We start from the raw sequence: 18958 nt of genomic DNA on the forward strand, positions 1-18958 counted from the left end.
TCGTGGTACTATCGCTACAAAAGCCCGGACACTATCTTAACGGCCATGATCCACAGGACAGCGCCGAACAACTGCTTGATGGTCTTTGATTGTATTTTGCTGTGCATCAGGTGAGAGCCTACCTGACCGCCAAGGAACGCAGCCACGGCCGTGTAAGCCATAAGTGTCATATCAAGACGACCTGTCCCAAGATGCCCCAGGAATCCTGAGAACGATATGAATGCCACGATGACTGCCGAGGTGGCAGAAGCACGTTTTGTACCAAACCCCAGCATTACCAATACCGGTACAATGAACACACCACCGCCAATGCCCATCAGTCCTGCAGCTGCGCCTATCACGAATCCAAAAACGAGCCCTATCATTATGTGCCGGCCATTATCCACATCTTGAACCTGGTTATCCCCCTCCGGGTCCCTGGAAAATATCATCTGTGTCCCGGCAAGTACCAGCACTATGCTGAGTATCCATAATAGCGTTTCAACAGGAGTGAACTGGGTGAAATATGCACCAATGGGTGCCCCTAGTATGGATGCAGCTATAAATGGCGCAGCTGTGTGCAGGTCAACCATTTTCTTGCGAAGATACGTAATAGCTGCTGAACTGGTGGTAATGCCATTGAGCAGCAGGGCCGTGGGTATTGCCACCAGTATGTCAATGCCGAGCCAGTAGAACAGTGGTACGTACACCAATGCACCACCAAGACCCAGCATCGAGAACAGGACTGCCAGGAAGAATATGATCACTGCAATTAAAATGGGGTCCATGGTGTATCAGTTTCAGGTTTAGCGGGTAACTATTTAAAATAAATGTTGTGGTGCAATATGCACCTGCAATGTGTGTACTTTTTCCAGGCAGGGTTGACAAACAATTTTGTCATCCATAACATGTGCGTATTTTTCAATCACCATATCTCCACATTTGTTACATCTGACACGTTTGAACTGCACTACCGGAGATTCCATTTCGTAATCGAACACGTCACTTACTCCGATGAAAGCCGAATCTGGCATTGACATTACCATGTCGATGGAAGGTTGTGATATGTCAGTTGATATCCGGGATGCCGGGACACCTGAGTTTCTCTGTTGCATGAACGGGGATTGCTCCATCTTTGCAAAAAAACCAGGGAGGGCATAGGCCCTGACTGCTCTGTTATTCTTGCGGGAGATAAGGGTCACTGCAATTTTTCCGTAATAGGTCTTCTTGATGTTACCCTTACCCAGGGTACAACCCGAGGCAACCTGAACCCCGTCGCCAAAGCATCCGGCACAATGTGCATCACCGGTCTCAATGAGGGCTACGACCTCGCCGTCCTCAGCCCTGGATACACCAAGTTTTTCCATAGCTGCCCAGGCTACTCTCAGTCCCAGGGGCATGCCGGGACATCGGTGCCCGTGAAACTTGAATCCAAGTTCAAGCATTTCATCTTTTGTCATTTCCATTTTAGTCACCTCAATCATCTGTTTGTGTGGGTTTGGCATAACTGTGCAAACCAATCACTTAAAATGTTTTTGAAATACTTAACCATTGCGGTTTCGAATGTTTTTGAAATGCAGGTGTACAAAATATTATATAACACCGGCATCACTAATTGTCAACCTCTAACTGATAGAGATGTTGACAATAAAGGATGATACCATGAACGAAAATACAAATGTAAAACCCTTGCTCTATGCTGCCCTGTTTGCAGCCCTGACAGCCATTGGCGCTATCATCAAGATACCACTCCCTTTGAGTCCCGTACCCATAACCTTGCAGGTATTCTTTGTACTGCTGGCGGGACTGCTCCTGGGTGCCAGGTGGGGAGGGACCAGTATGGTGGTATATGTGATGCTTGGCATCATCGGTCTTCCAGTATTTTCAGGCGGCTCGTCAGGGCTGGGTGTACTGATGGGTCCCACCGGCGGGTACCTGATAGGATTTGTTGCAGGTGCTTTCATTACCGGACTGATATACACTGGGGCCGGTCACAGTATGCCTGTGACCATCGGCGCAATGATCTGTGGTCTTGCTGCAATATACCTGCCGGGAGTGATCCAGTTATCAGTCGTTGCGAATATGTCCCTGCTACAAGCTGTTGCAGTGGGAATGGTGCCGTTTTTGATAGGGGATGCTATCAAAATAGTGGCTGCATTGATAGTGGCGGACAGGATAAGGCCCTTTTTGAACATATCATGATATCACTGCAAGACGTTTCTTTCTCTTACCCCGCCACGGGTCCGGTACTGGAAAATATCAGTTTTGGAGTCAATAAAGGGGAATACCTTGGAATCATGGGTGATAACGGGTCGGGAAAGACCACCCTGGCACGGCTCATGACCGGGCTATTACTGCCCAAAAAAGGGACCGTCAGGGTAAACGGGATATCCACCGGCGACACGAAACAGTTACTTAACATCCGCAGGGCAGCAGGTATGGTGTTCCAGAACCCGGATGCGCAGGTTATTGGCGAGACCCTGGAAGAAGACCTGGTATTTGGCCTGGAAAACCTGGGATTGTCCGTTGCTGAGATCGATACGAGGATTGCACGATACCTCGACCTCTTTGGGATACGGGAATTACGGCACCGAAATATCAGGATGCTCAGCGGAGGGCAGAAACAACTGGTGAACCTTGTCGCGGTCATGGTCATGGAACCGGAGTGCATCATCCTCGATGAACCGGTCTCCATGGTGGATGCCGGGTACAGGAGAATTATCCTTGAGCATATAGCCAGGTTGAACCACCAGGGGACAACCATTGTACATATTACCCATGACCCTGAAGAACTGACACGTTGCACCAGGCTTATTGTGCTCTCAGGGTCCGGGATAATGAACCAGGGAGCAGCAACCGAAGTCTTCAGCCAGTTACTGGATGAGAAGAACATGGATGTTCCGGTCTCTTTTGTCATCTCAAGAGCATTGGGGCTGTCTCCCGTCCTGACCACAGAGTCTCTCATGGAGGAATTATGTCGATTGAGATCAGGAACCTGACCCATGTATACGATGCTGGCACTCCCGGGGAAACAAAAGCACTGGACAAGATCGACCTCTCCATAAAGAAAGGTGGCGTATTCGGATTGGTGGGGGGTATCGGTTCCGGTAAATCTACACTTGCATCTCTTATTGCAGGTCTTGAAAAACCCACTGGCGGCAGAATTACTATTGAAAGAGAACCACCGTGTCCCGGAAAGAATGTGGGGATACTGTTCCAGCAGCCTGAGGACTTTTTCTTTGAAAAGACCTTGTTCAGGGACATGGCCTGTGGTCTGTTACATTCGGGTCTTACTGAGGATGAAGTGAATGAGCGCATCCATTCCACGCTGGACCTGGTAGGGCTTGACCGGCAGATACTCCGCCATTCCCCCTTCCACCTGAACAGAGGTACGTTGAGACTGGCAGCCTTTGCTTCGGTGCTGGCCATGAGACCCGATGTCCTCATACTTGACGAGCCCACGGCCAGCCTGGACCCGATAAGCAGAAAGAGGTTGTTAGAGGTTATTGAAAACATATCAGAAGATATTACGGTCATTTTTATCTCTCACAGGCTGCAGGAAGTTGTAGCTGTATCCAGGTATCTGGCCGTCCTGGACCAGGGAAAGGTAGCTTATACCGGTACTGTCCCCGGCTACCTGGACTGGGCGTTTAGAATGGGGAGGGAGGATTACCTTCCGGTATTGAACCAGGTCATGTACGGATTGCTACGGCTGGGGTTCGAGGTGAATCCTGATGTAATCCTTCGCAATGATGCAATTGAACAGATACGACGTTCACTGGAGAAGATATGATCGGGATATATGGTCACGGCAGGTCGTACCTGCACCTGCTGGACCCGAGAACAAAACTGGTACTGATGGTGGGAATGAGCCTGCTGATATATGCTGCCCGGCCGACTGCACTGATTGTTCTGCTGGGTCTTGTCTTGCTGCTATCCCGCGCGTGTGGATTACCGTATGCAAGATTGGTACAGGGGCTTAGACCTGTGCTGGTATTCTTTGGGTTAATATTCCTGATGCATGTATTGTTCACACCCGGAGCGCCTCTTATTGATGGGCTGCCCGTGCCTGCTCTCGAGGGGATTGTTGGGGGTAGTGTCCTTGTTTTGCGATTTATCCTGTTGATACTGTACACATCTATGTTGACCTATACCACTTCACCATCCGGCCTGAACTATGCTCTTTTGTTCTTTTTGAGACCTTTGGGCACTTTTGGCAGTGACCTTGCATTCATGACAGGGACCGCTATGACATTTATACCTGAACTGTTCAGGGAAAAGAATACCATTTCGAGGGCCCAGGCTGCCAGGGGATATCAACCACGGGGGTTGAAGGGGTTTACTGCCCTGGTGGTCCCATTGCTGCACAGGTCATTTAGAAAGGTGGATGAACTGTCGGATGCGCTGGAATCCCGGTGCTTTCATTCAAAAAGACGAAATTATTATTACAGAAGATCCCTGGGAACACGGGACTATGCAGGAATGGGAATATTTCTGGTTATGGCTTTGACGATGTTGTTTTTCGTGTGAATGGAATGATGTGAATATTTCTGGTTGTGGCTTTGTTGATGTTGTATTTCATGTGAATGGAATGATGTGAATATTTCTGGTTATGGCTTTGTTGATGTTGTATTTCATGTGAATGGAATGAGGTAAAATAGGATATATACCACCTCAGCAAATACATTACAGCAGGAAAGGAAACAGGATAAAATTATTCGAAATATTGAAACTGTATTTAAGAGCGTACCTACTATCGAAGGAGCAGGTGTGCATTTAAAAAGGGTATTCGGGAACTCTGAAGTCCCTTTACTGGACCCCTTTTTGCTCCTCGATGATTTCCATTCAAAAAATCCTGATGACTATATCGCCGGATTTCCATGGCACCCTCACAGAGGTATAGAAACAGTAACCTATGTACTTGAAGGCAGCGTGGAACACGGGGACAGTATGGGAAACAAAGGCATCATCGAACCCGGAAATGTTCAGTGGATGACCGGGGGAAGCGGAATAATTCACCAGGAAATGCCAAAGGGTGACAATGGGCGCATGTGGGGTTTTCAATTATGGGTGAATTTGCCATCCACCCATAAAATGATGGAACCCAGATACAGGGAAGTAAAAAATCATCAAATACCTGAAGTGATTCGTGGAAATAACATTGCGATAAAGATCATCAGCGGAGAAGTAGGGGATAAAAGAGGGCCGGTCCGGGATATCGTAGTTGACATCGAATATCTTGATGTTACCATTCCGTCATTTACAGAATTCAATCATCCTATCCAAAACGGATTTAAAGCGTTTGCTTATGTTATAAAAGGAAGGGGCCATTTCGACCTTGACGAATCTGCATCAATAGGCGTAGAACATCTTGTCATATTTGGCGATGGAGATGAAGTCAATATATCCACCAGGGATGAAAAACTCCGTTTCTTTTTGATATCTGGAAAACCCATTGGTGAACCTGTAGCATGGGCCGGACCAATCGTCATGAACACACGGGAAGAATTGGCGACTGCATTTGAAGAGTACAGGATGGGAACTTTTATTAAACACAGGGTTTCGGGATGAAATAAATCCCTGGGATTCATCCCATTTTTTCAGGACATTGAACGGCACCACTCATACAAATTGTGAATGATGTTTGGTGAAGCTTTTATCTTTTTAATTCCTAACAATTACCTGGAGTGTGAGTTGCAAATGAAAATCAATAGCAGGATTTCAGTTGTAATTTCCATTGTTGTGGTCATAATTGCAGTATCATCTATCTTATTTCAACGGTTTGGTGTAAGACCATCCATAGATCCTGGTTCAATGGATGATATCCAGCTTCCTCCGGGATTTACGATCGATGTGTATGCACAGGACCTGGGGGGCAGTTCACTATCTTTCCCTGAACCCAATACTGCTCCGAGGATGCTGCTGCTCAAAGATGGCATCCTCTATGTTTCATTAACTAGTCAGGGTAAGGTCGTGGCACTGCCAGACAGTGACCGCGATAATAAAGCAGATGAGACTATCATTTTTATTGATGGTCTCAATAATCCCCACGGATTGGATTTCTCTGATGGCTGGTTCTATATCGCAGAAGAAACCAGGGTGATTCGAATTAAAGACCGGAACAATGACCTGGTCGCTGATAGGGATTCTCTTGAAGTGCTCATTGATGACCTGCCGGGCGGGGGACATTTTACCAGGTCTATCAGGATACATAACAATAGCCTCTACCTGAGCATCGGCTCATCCTGCAATGTCTGCAATGAACAGGATGAACGAAGAGCTGCAATTTCCCGGTGCGACCTTGATGGTACTGATTGTGAGATATTTGCACGCGGATTAAGGAATGCGGTTGGCATTACGTTCCACCCGCTGACAGGTGAAATGTACGTCACTGAGAATGGTCGTGACCTGTTAGGTGATGACCTTCCACCTGATGAATTAAATCTGGTAAGAGAAGGAACCAACTATGGCTGGCCCATATGCTATGGCCAGAATATCCATGACACGCAATTTGATAAGAATGTGTATATCCGCAACCCATGCGAGCAGCCCTTCGAGATGCCGGCTTTAGTCGACCTCCAGGCTCATTCCGCACCTCTCGGGTTGATGTTCTATTATGGTGAAAACTTCCCTGAACAATACAGGGGAGATCTGTTCGTGGCTTTTCACGGTTCATGGAACCGAAAGGAACCAACCGGTTACAAGATAGTGACCATTGACATGAATAATTTTGAAGTAAAGGATTTTGCCACAGGCTGGCTGAAAGGAGGCACTGTGTCAGGAAGACCGGTGGACATCATCACAAATGACGATGGCTCGCTTTTTGTAAGCGATGATAATGCAGGGAAGATATACCGGATATATTACCTGGATAGTGATTTATAAAGGTGGGAGGGTGAAAGATTGCCTGAAGGGTGAATAATCCGGAATACGTTACATCCACGCTTGTGAGAAAAAAAGAAGCATGCAGTACAAATCTTAACATCGGTACTGCAATAAATGAATTATTCTTATTTCACCAGGATATCGACGTATCCTTATTGCCGCCACCAGTTGAAGCAATCTGGAATAGCCAGATATTGCATAGCTGGTGTACGGATATGGATCTTGTCTTACCTTCGATACGTTAAAGGGCTACAATGTGAGTAGTACATTCATGCCCTTATTCCTTCAAACGATCAGATTGGTGCAATATTTTGATGATTATTTGTCATTCCACTAAAATATCCAGTTCTGCAGGATTCACATACCATATAGACCGTGTCATTGTACAAGCCTTCGACATTAAAGTCCTGACTACCACAATGACTGCATTTTTCGATTGTATTCATTGTTATATCCCCTCTATTTTTTTATAATTAGAGAAATATGTTTTACTATCGATAGGTTAAATACTTTTCTATTGATGAGAATTATATTTTCATTAATGTAAGAGATTAGAACAAAAATATTATTATTTCATCTATTGGTAAATTTATAACTTTATTATTATATTCTCGCAATTCAGCTGACCTGTAAACCTTTTATCCCTTCATTCGAATCGATTTTTTTTTGCATGCTTCGTATTTTCGTTTCCTTTAATCCAGAGTCAACAGCTGATCATTAATCTTGTTCAAAACAATATGGATAATTATTGGCATATATTAGCATGATAATCATATTTTTCTTGACGGTATGATATCAGGCACAATATTGTACAGATGAACATCTATTCCGGACCAGGGGAATTGGATTCTATAATTTGAACTTCGATGGACTGCCCAAAAGGATGGATAGTTAGGTAAAATTTACCTTATTTTTTTAAAATCGGCAATAAATCTGACTAAATTAGGGAAAACGTCTATTTTTAAGTATTATAAAGTAATCAAATCGATAATAAAGCTTAAAAATTAAATGCTTCGAAAGTATGCTTATATTCTCCACCTACCATGTTGTATTCAAAGAAGTCGTGCAGACTTCCCTGAACAAAGGAGGAATGAATTATGGAAAAGACACCAAAATTGTTCGCAATGCTTACCATGGTTGTATCAGTAATAATGGTGCTGGGAATATTTGTCCCGGCAGTAGCCTATGCTGAAACACCAAGGGAGCAATACCAGGACGTACAGGATAAATACCAGAACTATTCAGACAGGATACAAAATGCCCGGCAGAACTATCAAGACTCAAGAGAAAAATTCAATGAAGCAAAAGACAGATTGAATGATACAAGGTCCAGAGAAAATACCTTTGCTTTAAAACAAGCCACTAAGGACCATCTGAACCATACCATCGACTATACCATTCAACAACTTGAAATGCTCATGATACGGGCCCAGGTCGCCGAAGAGAACGGCAATGCTCCCTTCACAGCATCCGGGAATATCCAGGAATATATTGACAATCTTCAGGACCTGAAGGATGATGTTGCCTCTGCTGAAACCAGGGAAGATTTCCAGGCCATAATCAAGGAGATAAGGAATACATGGCAAAAAGTCAACATGGAATCAAAATATTTCACCCTCGCAACAGTGAACAACAAAGTCGACGCATTCATTGACCGCAGCGAATCCATTGCTGAGCGCATCCAGGATGAGATAGATAGACAAAACGCAGCAGGCAAGGACACAACCGAACTGGAACGCCTGCTGGATAACTATAATGATGCACTTGATAAAGCAATAGCCAGCCATGAAACTGCCACCGAACTGTTTGGCGAACACACAGGGTTCGATGACAAGGGACAACTCACCAATGCTGGTGAAGCAACCCGGTTCTTACGGGAAGCAAATGTACAGATAAGGGAAACAAACCAGGCACTCAGGGAAGCAAATTCCATATTAAGGGAGATCTTTGCCGAACTCAAGCAGCACAGACCTGGTTTTGTTGACCTGAGGGGGACCGGCACACTCACCGCCACTGGCAATGGAAAAGTAACTCTTTCCGGCGACATGGACATCGAACTAAGTGCCAAAAGCGGTGTACTGACCATAGCTGACTATGACGGGAATGCCAAAATCGAAGTGACCGGCAACGGTACCAGGACAAAAAATGATGATGGTACGGTCAAGTACAGCGGGTTCGACGGCACAGCCACCATCAGCGGCAGCAGTGTTACCGTGACCATAAATGGTGACGATATCGAACTGACCGCAGAAGGCTCAGGCAGCGCAGTACTCAAAGGCAATGGCACCTATACAGCCACATCCGAGGGCGGGCAGACCGTAGAAAACAATTGGTCACCCATGAGCGGAGTTGATGAATCATGAACCTGCTCAATATCATGGTACTGGCATTATTGATAACAGGTCTTGCAGTGTCCGGTTGTACTTCACCACGGGAAGAAGCACCCGGGGTTGACATTACCGCACCTGCTCCATCAGCAACACTGGCAGCTACCGGGGATGTAATGGACAGCGAGATATCTACCATTGAATCAGATATGGCTGAACTGGATACATTGCTTCAAGATATGGAAAACATCGAAGATATGAGTTTTTCTGAACTTGATGGGCTCACTTTTTGAGCCCTTCCACCCTTTTTTATATTTTTCCTTGCTTTAAAGCACCCATTGGCAAAAATACCATTGCCATCATCAGGACAACATTCAGGATGAAAACCCCGCTGTAACCAAGTGTGGATAACATAAGCCCGCTGAGTAATGGGACCATGGCAAGCCCGGCGTAGGTAAAGGTATTGAATATTCCCATTGCCTGACCCTGTTCAATATTCAGGTTGGATACACCTGTAACCAGTCCCACCAGTCCCAGTCCGGAACCGGCACCCATAAGGGTCAGGCCGATAGGATGGAACACCGCAGCCAGTGCGCCCACACCGGTTATGCCCATACCTGCCCTGACAAGGTTATCTCCCCTAACATGGAACCTGCCCCCCAAAAGCGATGTCACCATTGCGCCCAGGTATACGCTGGCCAGGTACATGCCCAGTGCACCTTTATCAAGGAACCCTATACTGAAATCAGGGTACAGGGCTATGAGTACCCCGCTGCTTCCGAACAGCACGAAAGAGAGTACCCAGATCTGGAGATATTCTGTATGGATAAAGAGGGATTTCGACCTGACCAAAGCCGATATGATCTCGTGCTTACTCGATACAGGATTGCCAGGACCGTTGTTCACCAGGACCATGATGGATATCATAAACACCGGAACCATCAGTCCTTCAAACAGCATAAGGCCGTTTTTTGTGCCTGTTGCCACGAGCAAGCCTGCCATTCCCATTCCGGCAGCCAGTCCCAGGTTGAGCAGTGAATTGAATTCCCCGAAATACTGTCCCCGTTTCTCGAAATAGGAAAGCATGGCAAATGCGGCAGGGAAGAATGCACCACATCCGGCTCCTTCCACGAAACGGGCGGCCACTATCACCCATACATTATCCGAAATAATGATTGCCATGCCTGAGAGCAAGGACAGGAATATGCCCAGAATGATGAACAGCCTGTGACCGTAAGCATCTGACAACAGGCCAAAGGGCATCATTGTTATCAGTGCCCCGATAAAAAAGGATGAGAATATCAGGCTGGATGCAGCACCGTTGGCCAGCAGCGTGCTGTCTGAGAGTTCCGGCAATATGGGAATGGCTGCATCGGACAGTCCCATTAAGACAAAGACTGACGAATAGAGCATTATGCGGTCAAGCAGGTGTGCGTATGGTTTTTCTTCACGGTTCATTTTTAGTCACTCAAAAAAGGTGTTCCAGTTTACTGAAATCCACAGGAGCAGTGGAGTCAAGTGTTATAGGTGTTACCGAGATATGCCCGCACTTCATGACCGCATGGACATCTGTGCCGTCCTCGTCGTCATGTATCAGGTCACCGTCGATCCAGTAGTAGGGACGGCCCCTGGGGTCGTGCCGTTCCTGCACCGATGTCCTGAATATCTTGCGCGCAAGCCTGGTCATCTCGATCTCAGTATCAGGGGCCGCATGCCTGGGTATATTGACATTGAGCAGGTCCACTCCAGGGGGCAGACCCGCGTCAAGGACCTTCCTGGCGATGCGTTTCACGACCCGGATACCCACCTGGAAATCATATTCATAAGCGCGCAGGTCATCGAATTTGTCGCCTTCGTCCAGTACCTGTATGGAAGCTGCAATAGCAGGAATGCCATAACTGGCAGCCTCCATTGCCGCACCGATTGTACCTGACGTGGTCACGCTGTCGGAACTGATATTCTCACCGATATTAAAACCCGAGAGCACCATGTCAGGCATGGCTTTTAAGATGGAGAATATGCCCAGTATCACGGAATCGGTTGGGGTGCCGTCCACTGCATACGCCTGCATACCGTCCACTCTTGCCTGATGTATCCTGAGAGGTTCAAAAATGGATATACTGCGCCCTACACCGCTTTTTTGTATGGACGGTGCCACGACGGTCACATCGCCCAGGTCATGCACGCACTGGTATGCAGCTTTTATCCCGGCAGCGTAGACACCGTCGTCATTGGTTACAAGTATTTTTTTTGTCATGTTATTCCTGGTGTATTTGATAAGATTAATGTTGAATAAGACTTGTTATTCCCCCATGGACATAATGATAGCAGAGTATGCAGTCGGCACCGGGGAAGGCGGCACCATACTCCTGGAAGGCAGGGCCATGCTGGACGTCCTCGTCAGGAGTTTCGTGGACTCAGGACACAGGGTACTCTACCCCACCAGTGGCACAATATTGCAATCAGGAACCGCTGTTAAGACCGATGATTTTAAAAAGACGGTGGAGCAACTCTCCAGCCAGTGCGATGCCGGCCTGGTAGTTGCACCCGATGTACTGCTGGGCGACCTGACCGAGCTGGTGGAAGAGCACACGGTAAACCTGGGATGTCCTTCAGTTTCGGTCAGGGTATGCGCGGATAAACTGGAGTGTGCCAGGATACTGGAAAAAGAAGGAATAAAGGTTCCCGATACGATCATATCAGGCGGGCAGGAGGTATTTTCACTGGGAGACAGGCTGGTACTCAAACCCAGATGGGGCTGTGCCTCGGAAGATACCACCCTGACCAGGTATTCCTGTGCCACCATGATACCGGAAGGCTTTGTTGCGACCAGGTTTATCGAGGGCCAGCATCTGAGCGCCAGCATGGTTGTTGGAGATACTGTCCTCCCTCTGACCGTAAACAAACAGCATATCAAGATAGGGAATGACATAATGTATGACGGGGGCACCGTGGGGATAGACTGCGGCAGGAATGATGAGATATTCGAGGTTGCCGGACATACAGCCAGGGTGCTGGGCTGTAAGGGGTATGTAGGCATTGATATCGTGCTGGCTGAAGAGCCATGGGTCATAGATGTGAACCCCAGGCCGACCACATCCATTATCGGTATCGAGAAGGTAATGGATGAGAAGCTGGGCGAGCTATTATTGAGGGCTGGTTTTGGAGCATTGCCTGAAAGGGTGAGCATTACCGGCCAGTTCGGCTTTACCAAGGCTTACCTGAAGAAGGGTAACATTGATTAGATATTGGAATAAATAACTATAGTGGAGGTGTTCATTTCATGGACTTTGAAGAGATGGTAAAGAAGATCGATGCCAAGGTACTGCGAGAAGAGGCAAAGAAAAGGGGTATTCCCACCAGGTGCGTGACAAAAATCAACCTTGCCAAAGCCCTGCCTGCAGATGTGCTGGAAAAAATGGCACAAAAATGATGCGATAAATCGAATGTGGCTTCCCGTATATCCTGTCCATCCGCTCAGGGATTATGGAATCATGTTTAGCGTCACGTTTTAAATCGCAAGATTACCAACACGAGGTTAGAAATACCAAAAATTGAGAAGCCTCGGGAGGGATTTGAACCCTCGACCTAGTGATTACAAATCACTCGCTCTGCCGGGCTGAGCCACCGAGGCATTTGATTCGTCCTGAAATGTGCCCGCTTGAAGGTTATAATAGAACATATAATCTTCGGTGTTCTACCATCAACATTAAATGCATTGCCATACTATTTTAATTTGAAGATAAAAATATACATTCATCAAGAAAAAGGAGGCAAATCATGGGATTTGAAATAGAATACCTTAAAAAACGGTACAGGGAAATGTCGTCGTCTCAGCTTGAACTCATTATTGAACAGATTAAACGGGAACTGGAACATCATCCGGAACCTGACTATATCGAACTTCAAATTGCTGTGGATGCCCTTGAAGAAATGAACAAGGCTGCCCATGAACAAAAGAAAAACCGGCCATTCCTGCCAGGGCGTTTTGAATATCAACTTGATGTCGGCGAGGAATATTGAGTTCGACGTGAAAGATGTTTTGTTGACCTGCTGCCGGGAAAGATGACACCCTTTGCACCTGTGCGTGCGGGGGTGTTCATCAAAAGATGAGCAACGAACTCGTGCCAAATGGGACGAATAGAGTAAGGCATGGTAATATACATCCGGCAATAATGGCGGCAATTTGAGTGCAAAGGTAATAATTCACTATTACACTTGGAATTTCATCCCCATCAAAAGGATCTCGTTTGCCTTATTGTATATGGCTTCCGTAAATTGAGGGTCAATTTCGATTGCCTTATCATACATCTGAACAGCCTGAGAATGTTTATTGAGCGCACTCAATACATTACCTTTGTTGTTCCATGCGTTTTTAAAATATGGCCTGACCTTCAACACTTCATCATAAGCCCGGTTCGCTTCTTCATACTTTTTGAGTTTGAATAATGAATTGGCTTTGTGGTACCAGGCATCAGCCAAATGGGAATCGATTCTCAGTACCTCATCGAAAGCCTTAATTGCCTCGTTATATTTTTTTAGTGAATAGAGAACAAATCCTTTATTCAGCCAGGCTTCAATAAAATTCGGATTGATTTTCAAAGCGTCATCATATAACCGTATCACGTTTTGATACCTTTCAAGAGAATCCAGTCTTGATTTTTGCATCATTGTAATCTCGAGGCGCTTCATCAAGTTTTCGAGGCTAAGCTCTTTTTCATCTTGTCGATGCTTTTCAGGGCACTTGATATTCCGGGAAATAAATGCAAGTGTTCTTTCACTTTCCACTTTAGGACTGGACTCTGATGTCTTCTTCCGGTTCATGTTGACTCCCATTAGAAATGCAATAATATTTAAATAAGTCCATTACTATATATTTTTTTGTATACTGTCTGAAAAATAATGCTTATTTCAATAACCATTATGATGAAATAAAAATTCAAGCACAATCAATGAGATAACATTGGATCAGTAATAACTTCTATGAACGCGGGAAGGAACGCGTGTTAGAAATAGTGAAAAAAAAGGCCGGACCATTTCTCCGGCCAGGGATTCACATACATTGAAAGGATCTGCAAAATGAAAATCCTTCCAATCATAGTGCATAATTAAAGTCTGCCGCGAAGCCGCATTGCTGCAACAACGCGTTCAACTGCAACAACATAAGCAGCTTTGCGCATGTTTACCTTGTACTTCTTGGAAGCCTGGAGTGTAGCATGGTACGCGCTGGTCATCTTCTTGTCCAGACGCTCGTATACCAGTTCCTCGTCCCAGTAATACATGTAGAAGTTCTGCACCATCTCGAAATAAGACACAGTCACTCCACCTGCATTGGCAAGGAAGTCAGGTATCACATGGACGTTATTCTTGTACAGAATATCATCCGCTTCAGGTGTAGTGGGCCCGTTTGCCAGTTCACACATTATCTTTGCCTTGAGATTACCTGCATTTGCATCGGTGATCACATTCTCAAGTGCTGCAGGTATGAGTATATCAACGTTTAGTTCCAGCAGATCTTCATTTGAAAGCGGCTTGCTGCCGGGGAAACCTACAACAGAACCGGTCTTTGCCTTATGCTCTGAGACTTTTTCACCGTCAAGCCCGGCCATGTTCACTATACCTCCCCTGCTGTCACTGACAGCCACTACCTTGCAGCCGAAGAGTGAAGTAACAAGGTTTGCTGCAAAGTGCCCGACATTGCCGAAGCCCTGTATGGCTACAGTAGCACCCTTAAGGTCCAGACCCAATTCGCTTGCAGCTTCACGGATAGTATAACATCCGCCCCTTGCAGTTGCGTCACCGCGACCTGCAGAACCGCCCAGTTCGAGAGGCTTGCCAGTGATCAAACCGAACTGGTTCTTCTGGTATATCTTTGAGAACTCATCCATCATCCAGGCCATTATCTGGGGGGTGGTATACACATCAGGAGCAGGTACATCCTTCTCAGGACCTACTATCTGGGATATGGATTGAATGTATGCCCTGCTCAGGCGTTCCAGTTCGCCATCTGACATTTCCTTGGGGTTGCAGATAACTCCACCCTTTCCTCCGCCAAGAGGTATGTCAACGACAGCTGCCTTCCAGGTCATCCATGCTGCAAGAGCCTTCACGGTATCGACAGTCTCATCAGGATGGAACCTGATGCCACCCTTTGTCGGTCCGCGGGCATCATTGTACTGTACCCTGAATCCCTGGAATACACGAATCTTGCCATTGTCCATGCGTACTGGTAGAGACACATGCATTTCACGCATCGGAACCCTGAGGACTTCCCTCACGCTGTCATCAAGCTCCAATATTCTTGCACATTCATCCAATTGCCGTTGAGCAATCAGAAATGGGTTAAGTTCTGACATTTCTTTGTACCTCTATTTTTTATTTTAATGTTTAGTATGTAGTTGGGATTGATAAGCAATCCTGCAAGAGCATCAATTTCATTTTGTACTGAATCTAGCTTGGATTCGGCATTTGTCATTCGATGCCTCTGGTTTATTCAATTTACCATATTATAATTCAATTATGGGGGACCGTATAAAGCAAAATTCTGAATTCTGCAATTTTAGATCAATAGTTGAGATTCTATTCCTATTAATTTGACACACAGTCTGACCCGATATGGATACTATCTGATTTTATAAGTACGGCAAGTTGGATGTAATCAACCACTTACTGACCAGATATTATTTAAACCTAACTATTTTCCAAGTATTAGGAAAAAGGTAGCCGATATCTAAATGTATACTTTAAAGTTATATACAGAATATTTAAATTTATTAATGGAATAGGCAATTTACTTCTTTTAATTAATATTAATACATTACTAATCTTAACGATATTTTGAAATATTATAATACGCTATTCAGATGTCGGCCACCTAGTAATAGGACATCACCAAATCATGGAAATTCCCCTTATCTCATTAAACTCCAGCCTTTTAATTGAACTCGGTCTTACTCAATAATCTACAATTATGGGGTAAATTCTATCTAACTCCAAATATCGGTTTGTAATTGCAGAAGTTGATAGGGGAATAATCGTAAGTGAATTACAATTTTCTTCCTGATATTACACTCCGATTCGCAACAGTTAGCTTCCCGATAAAAAAGAAAACAGTTCCGGATGATATTCCGGAACGGTTAAATTTATTTTCACTCTTTGCGCTTGAGCACAAGATACCCAACAGTGAGTAAACCTGCGATCATAAACAGACCTTCAAATCCTGGTGTTGACTTTGTTTGTGAAGGAGCTGGTGCCTCTTCAGAGAAACGAAGTATCTGGTACTGGCCTTCACCATAGGTGGTGTGTCCAGGTGGAATTTCTCCCCTGCCGCAGTTGTCAAATACGGCTACAGAATAATCATACTCCGTTGCTGTAGCAAGGTCAAACTGCACATCATCAGCATTTCCGGTTACCAGTTTCCGCCTGAATTCCTGTGTCCATACACCATCTTTCCAGACAGCTGTATTCAGGACATCACCACGGCTTCCATCCGGTTCCCTCAGGATACGTTCAGGTACCACAGCGCTCAGGTCTTCATAGTTATTCCATGCCTCGTCCACCGCAGCAGCGTCATATGCAGCATCGTTCGGATCTGCCGTAATGGTCTGGCCATTATCAATTTCAGCCTGGGTAAGAACCATGGCGTCTGACCATGAAGTTGGTGCTGTCTCGATCACTTTAGGTGCACTTTTGTCGCCATTCCGGTTATTCGAGTAAGCGCTCTTGCCTTTATCAGCACGCCTTCCGGAATCTTCAGTGTCGTATCCGTCATTGGTATCCATATACCAGATGAGTCGCTTGTCGTCCACCACTCCTGATAATTTGACTGTTCCGGCAGTGGCTTCAAAAGCTTCATTTCCAGCTATTACCAGGTCGCTATCTGTAGCGCTGAATACTCCAAGACCTCTGGCAGCCTTATTGTGCCAGATATCCATTGTCGCACCTGAGGTGTCCGTGAATTTAGCAGAACCCGGCACATTACCGTGACATGAGATCGCACAACCATAGCGTGCCTTGTAATTTTGCGTGTCAATGTTCCAGAAAACTGCAAAGCGATCTTCCGACTGCTTATCATTTCCAGTGCTTGTCGCAGGATGCCGCCACTTGCCGGTAGAACTATCTTTTACCCACGAGTCAGCTCTGGTAAGGCTTGCGGTAGTATCGTCCCATTCGGCGCGTATGTAGAGGTATTCATCGCTGTACAAAGCTTTCAGTTTGATCTTGTCCGCTGACGTATATATCGTCGGGGTTACCGAGATAACGTGTTCTGTTGCTTTGTCCCAGGCAGCATTGTCGGTCCCTGTAACCAGGTCGTTAATATCAAAGTCGGTGGTTTTGACTGCATCCAGGTATGGATCGTATCCAAGGGAACGGTCATTGGTATAGGTAGAATCTATCCAGTCTGTGATAGTAGCAACCTCGTCATCAGTGAGGTATTTTGCCATAAAACCGCCTGGCTGGATCCATGAACGCAATGTCCCCTGTTGGGCTGCTGCGATGATCTCTTCATCTGTTTGCAGAGGGGGAAATCCTTTTCCAACTGCTAATGGACCTGTGGTGAAACCACTACCCCCATTTTCTACATGACAGGAAATACATTTTCCTTCCGCACTATCTGCCAATTTGGTCTGGTCGTTATCATCACGCAGGAAAAAATGTGTTGTTTCAACTGTGGCATGACAACTGATACAACCAGTAGTAGTTGCAGTGTGCACAAAGGTAGCAGTATTCCCGTAAGGAATGTGGCACAATCCACACTGGTCAGAATTCTGGCCACCTGGGGTGGCATCGGTATGCGTTGCCGGACGATCTGCATGACAATTTGCACAGTTGTTCGAAATTATGATAGAAATGTCGGTCGGAACCGTAGAGGCGCCACTCACTAACCCTGCTGTAATTAGCAAGACCAACATCGTTATTGCAAAAAGTGTTCCATTATTTTTTATGGTATTCATTTTTAACCTCACTTTGTCAAACGACATGTCGAGTTTTCATTCAACTTATTGCAAATAACTCGATATTGTTCAACAAATCATTGATTTAGAATCAAGTCTTTCTCATCGTTTGTGATAAACGATGTTCAAGGCTATCTTCCCACTATTTTATGATATGACATCATACATTAAAAACTTTTTCGTTTCTAAATGATGTTTAAGTACAATACATCAAAGTCCACGCTTTCCAGTCGTGACTGTGAGCACTCATGCTCAGTTATTTATTAGAGAGTTAACGAAATCCATGGTCAGATACAAACAGCTTCCCATATTTTCAACTGGAACAATTCGCAGTTCATCCTATGGCACGGTACTGCTCATAGAACCTGCGCAGTGACCAGATACCAAAAGATGTCAGCAAAGCAGTGAATACTATCAAGCTTGTTCCCGGATACGCCTGGGTATATGCCAGTTGTTTGAGTCCTGAGAGTCCCAACAGGGAGAAAACAATACATCCAAACAAATATGATATGGTCTGGAACCGGATAATTAAATTATTGTCATACATTTAACTTCACCTGCTTTTTATGTTCGTATTTATTAGTATATATACATTTCCGATTTTAAGGAATAAGTTTAAATATTACCAAATATACAGTAAATTACTGTTTGCCGACTAAGATCGGTTAAAATATAATGGAGGTACTGGCCTTGGGACAATATTATTAGATCGGCCCAAATTTGCTTAAAAAAACCTCATCCTCATCCAACAAAATTATATCCCTAATATAATACTCCGCGTTATACTCTTTTAAGAAATCAATCACTTTTTCA

The 18958-nt window shown here is 45.4% G+C and carries 19 protein-coding genes and 1 tRNA gene; 11 read left to right on the top strand and 9 right to left on the bottom strand.

Annotated elements, in window-relative coordinates; translation table 11 throughout:
- Positions 1-14: 14 nt before the first annotated feature.
- Positions 15-767 (bottom strand): sulfite exporter TauE/SafE family protein, encoded by a 753-nt coding sequence (locus K0A89_07260; protein ID MBW6518284.1) that lies wholly within the window; start codon positions 765-767, stop codon positions 15-17.
- A gap of 33 nt (positions 768-800) precedes the next feature.
- Positions 801-1445 carry a hypothetical protein gene (locus K0A89_07265; protein MBW6518285.1) on the bottom strand — a complete coding sequence of 215 codons (645 nt, stop codon included), beginning with the start codon at positions 1443-1445 and terminating at the stop codon, positions 801-803.
- A 172-nt stretch (positions 1446-1617) separates the two neighbouring features.
- Between K0A89_07265 and K0A89_07270 the strand changes: the two genes are divergently transcribed.
- From K0A89_07270 to K0A89_07305, 8 genes are all read left to right on the top strand, one after another.
- Entirely contained in the window at positions 1618-2181 is a 564-nt protein-coding gene (locus K0A89_07270) for a biotin transporter BioY (GenBank protein ID MBW6518286.1), read from the top strand.
- Positions 2178-2978 carry an ATP-binding cassette domain-containing protein gene (locus K0A89_07275; protein ID MBW6518287.1) on the top strand — a complete coding sequence of 267 codons (801 nt, stop codon included), beginning with the start codon at positions 2178-2180 and terminating at the stop codon, positions 2976-2978. Before K0A89_07270 ends, K0A89_07275 begins: the two co-directional genes overlap by 4 nt.
- Positions 2954-3772: an ATP-binding cassette domain-containing protein gene (locus tag K0A89_07280; protein ID MBW6518288.1), complete on the top strand. Its 819-nt coding sequence runs from the start codon at positions 2954-2956 to the stop codon at positions 3770-3772. Before K0A89_07275 ends, K0A89_07280 begins: the two co-directional genes overlap by 25 nt.
- Positions 3769-4509, top strand: coding sequence for an energy-coupling factor transporter transmembrane protein EcfT (locus tag K0A89_07285; protein MBW6518289.1), 741 nt, complete (start codon positions 3769-3771; stop codon positions 4507-4509). The genes K0A89_07280 and K0A89_07285 overlap by 4 nt, the downstream gene beginning before the upstream one ends.
- Positions 4510-4692: 183 nt before the next feature.
- Complete coding sequence (locus tag K0A89_07290) at positions 4693-5550, top strand: pirin family protein (protein ID MBW6518290.1); 858 nt, start codon at positions 4693-4695, stop codon at positions 5548-5550.
- A gap of 129 nt (positions 5551-5679) precedes the next feature.
- A complete protein-coding gene (locus K0A89_07295) occupies positions 5680-6864 on the top strand; it encodes a PQQ-dependent sugar dehydrogenase (GenBank protein ID MBW6518291.1) in 1185 nt (394 codons plus the stop codon).
- Positions 6865-7961: 1097 nt separating this feature from the next.
- Positions 7962-9227, top strand: a complete 1266-nt coding sequence (locus K0A89_07300; GenBank protein MBW6518292.1) for a hypothetical protein — start codon at positions 7962-7964, stop codon at positions 9225-9227.
- Complete coding sequence (locus K0A89_07305; protein MBW6518293.1) at positions 9224-9484, top strand: hypothetical protein; 261 nt, start codon at positions 9224-9226, stop codon at positions 9482-9484. The genes K0A89_07300 and K0A89_07305 overlap by 4 nt, the downstream gene beginning before the upstream one ends.
- 16 nt (positions 9485-9500) lie before the next feature.
- Here K0A89_07305 and K0A89_07310 read toward each other — a convergent pair whose 3' ends face one another.
- Together K0A89_07310 and surE are read right to left on the bottom strand one after the other, a co-directional pair.
- On the bottom strand, positions 9501-10649 hold the full coding sequence (locus K0A89_07310; GenBank protein ID MBW6518294.1) for an MFS transporter: 1149 nt from the start codon (positions 10647-10649) through the stop codon (positions 9501-9503).
- A gap of 10 nt (positions 10650-10659) precedes the next feature.
- On the bottom strand, positions 10660-11448 hold the full coding sequence (gene surE / locus K0A89_07315; protein ID MBW6518295.1) for a 5'/3'-nucleotidase SurE: 789 nt from the start codon (positions 11446-11448) through the stop codon (positions 10660-10662).
- Between the two features lie 127 nt (positions 11449-11575).
- On the opposite strand from surE, the gene K0A89_07320 reads away from it, so the two are divergent.
- Positions 11576-12436, top strand: a complete 861-nt coding sequence (locus tag K0A89_07320) for an ATP-grasp domain-containing protein (protein ID MBW6518296.1) — start codon at positions 11576-11578, stop codon at positions 12434-12436.
- A gap of 38 nt (positions 12437-12474) precedes the next feature.
- The gene (locus K0A89_07325) at positions 12475-12624 is read left to right on the top strand and encodes a hypothetical protein (protein ID MBW6518297.1); all 150 of its coding nucleotides are present in this window, start codon (positions 12475-12477) and stop codon (positions 12622-12624) included.
- A gap of 127 nt (positions 12625-12751) precedes the next feature.
- Here K0A89_07325 and K0A89_07330 read toward each other — a convergent pair.
- Positions 12752-12825, bottom strand: a tRNA-Thr gene (locus K0A89_07330).
- Positions 12826-12971: 146 nt separating this feature from the next.
- Here K0A89_07330 and K0A89_07335 point away from each other — a divergent pair.
- Positions 12972-13214 (top strand): hypothetical protein, encoded by a 243-nt coding sequence (locus K0A89_07335; GenBank protein MBW6518298.1) that lies wholly within the window; start codon positions 12972-12974, stop codon positions 13212-13214.
- A 189-nt stretch (positions 13215-13403) separates the two neighbouring features.
- On the opposite strand, the gene K0A89_07340 is transcribed toward K0A89_07335, so the two are convergent.
- The 4 genes from K0A89_07340 to K0A89_07355 form a co-directional block, all read right to left on the bottom strand.
- A complete protein-coding gene (locus tag K0A89_07340; GenBank protein ID MBW6518299.1) occupies positions 13404-14015 on the bottom strand; it encodes a tetratricopeptide repeat protein in 612 nt (203 codons plus the stop codon).
- Between the two features lie 284 nt (positions 14016-14299).
- Positions 14300-15547, bottom strand: a complete 1248-nt coding sequence (locus K0A89_07345; protein ID MBW6518300.1) for a Glu/Leu/Phe/Val dehydrogenase — start codon at positions 15545-15547, stop codon at positions 14300-14302.
- A gap of 792 nt (positions 15548-16339) precedes the next feature.
- Complete coding sequence (locus K0A89_07350) at positions 16340-18145, bottom strand: hypothetical protein (GenBank protein ID MBW6518301.1); 1806 nt, start codon at positions 18143-18145, stop codon at positions 16340-16342.
- Positions 18146-18479: 334 nt separating this feature from the next.
- Positions 18480-18692, bottom strand: coding sequence for a hypothetical protein (locus K0A89_07355; protein MBW6518302.1), 213 nt, complete (start codon positions 18690-18692; stop codon positions 18480-18482).
- Positions 18693-18958 lie beyond the last annotated feature (266 nt).

This window comes from ANME-2 cluster archaeon (assembly GCA_019429385.1).
In the GTDB taxonomy this organism is placed as follows: domain Archaea; phylum Halobacteriota; class Methanosarcinia; order Methanosarcinales; family Methanocomedenaceae; genus Methanocomedens_B.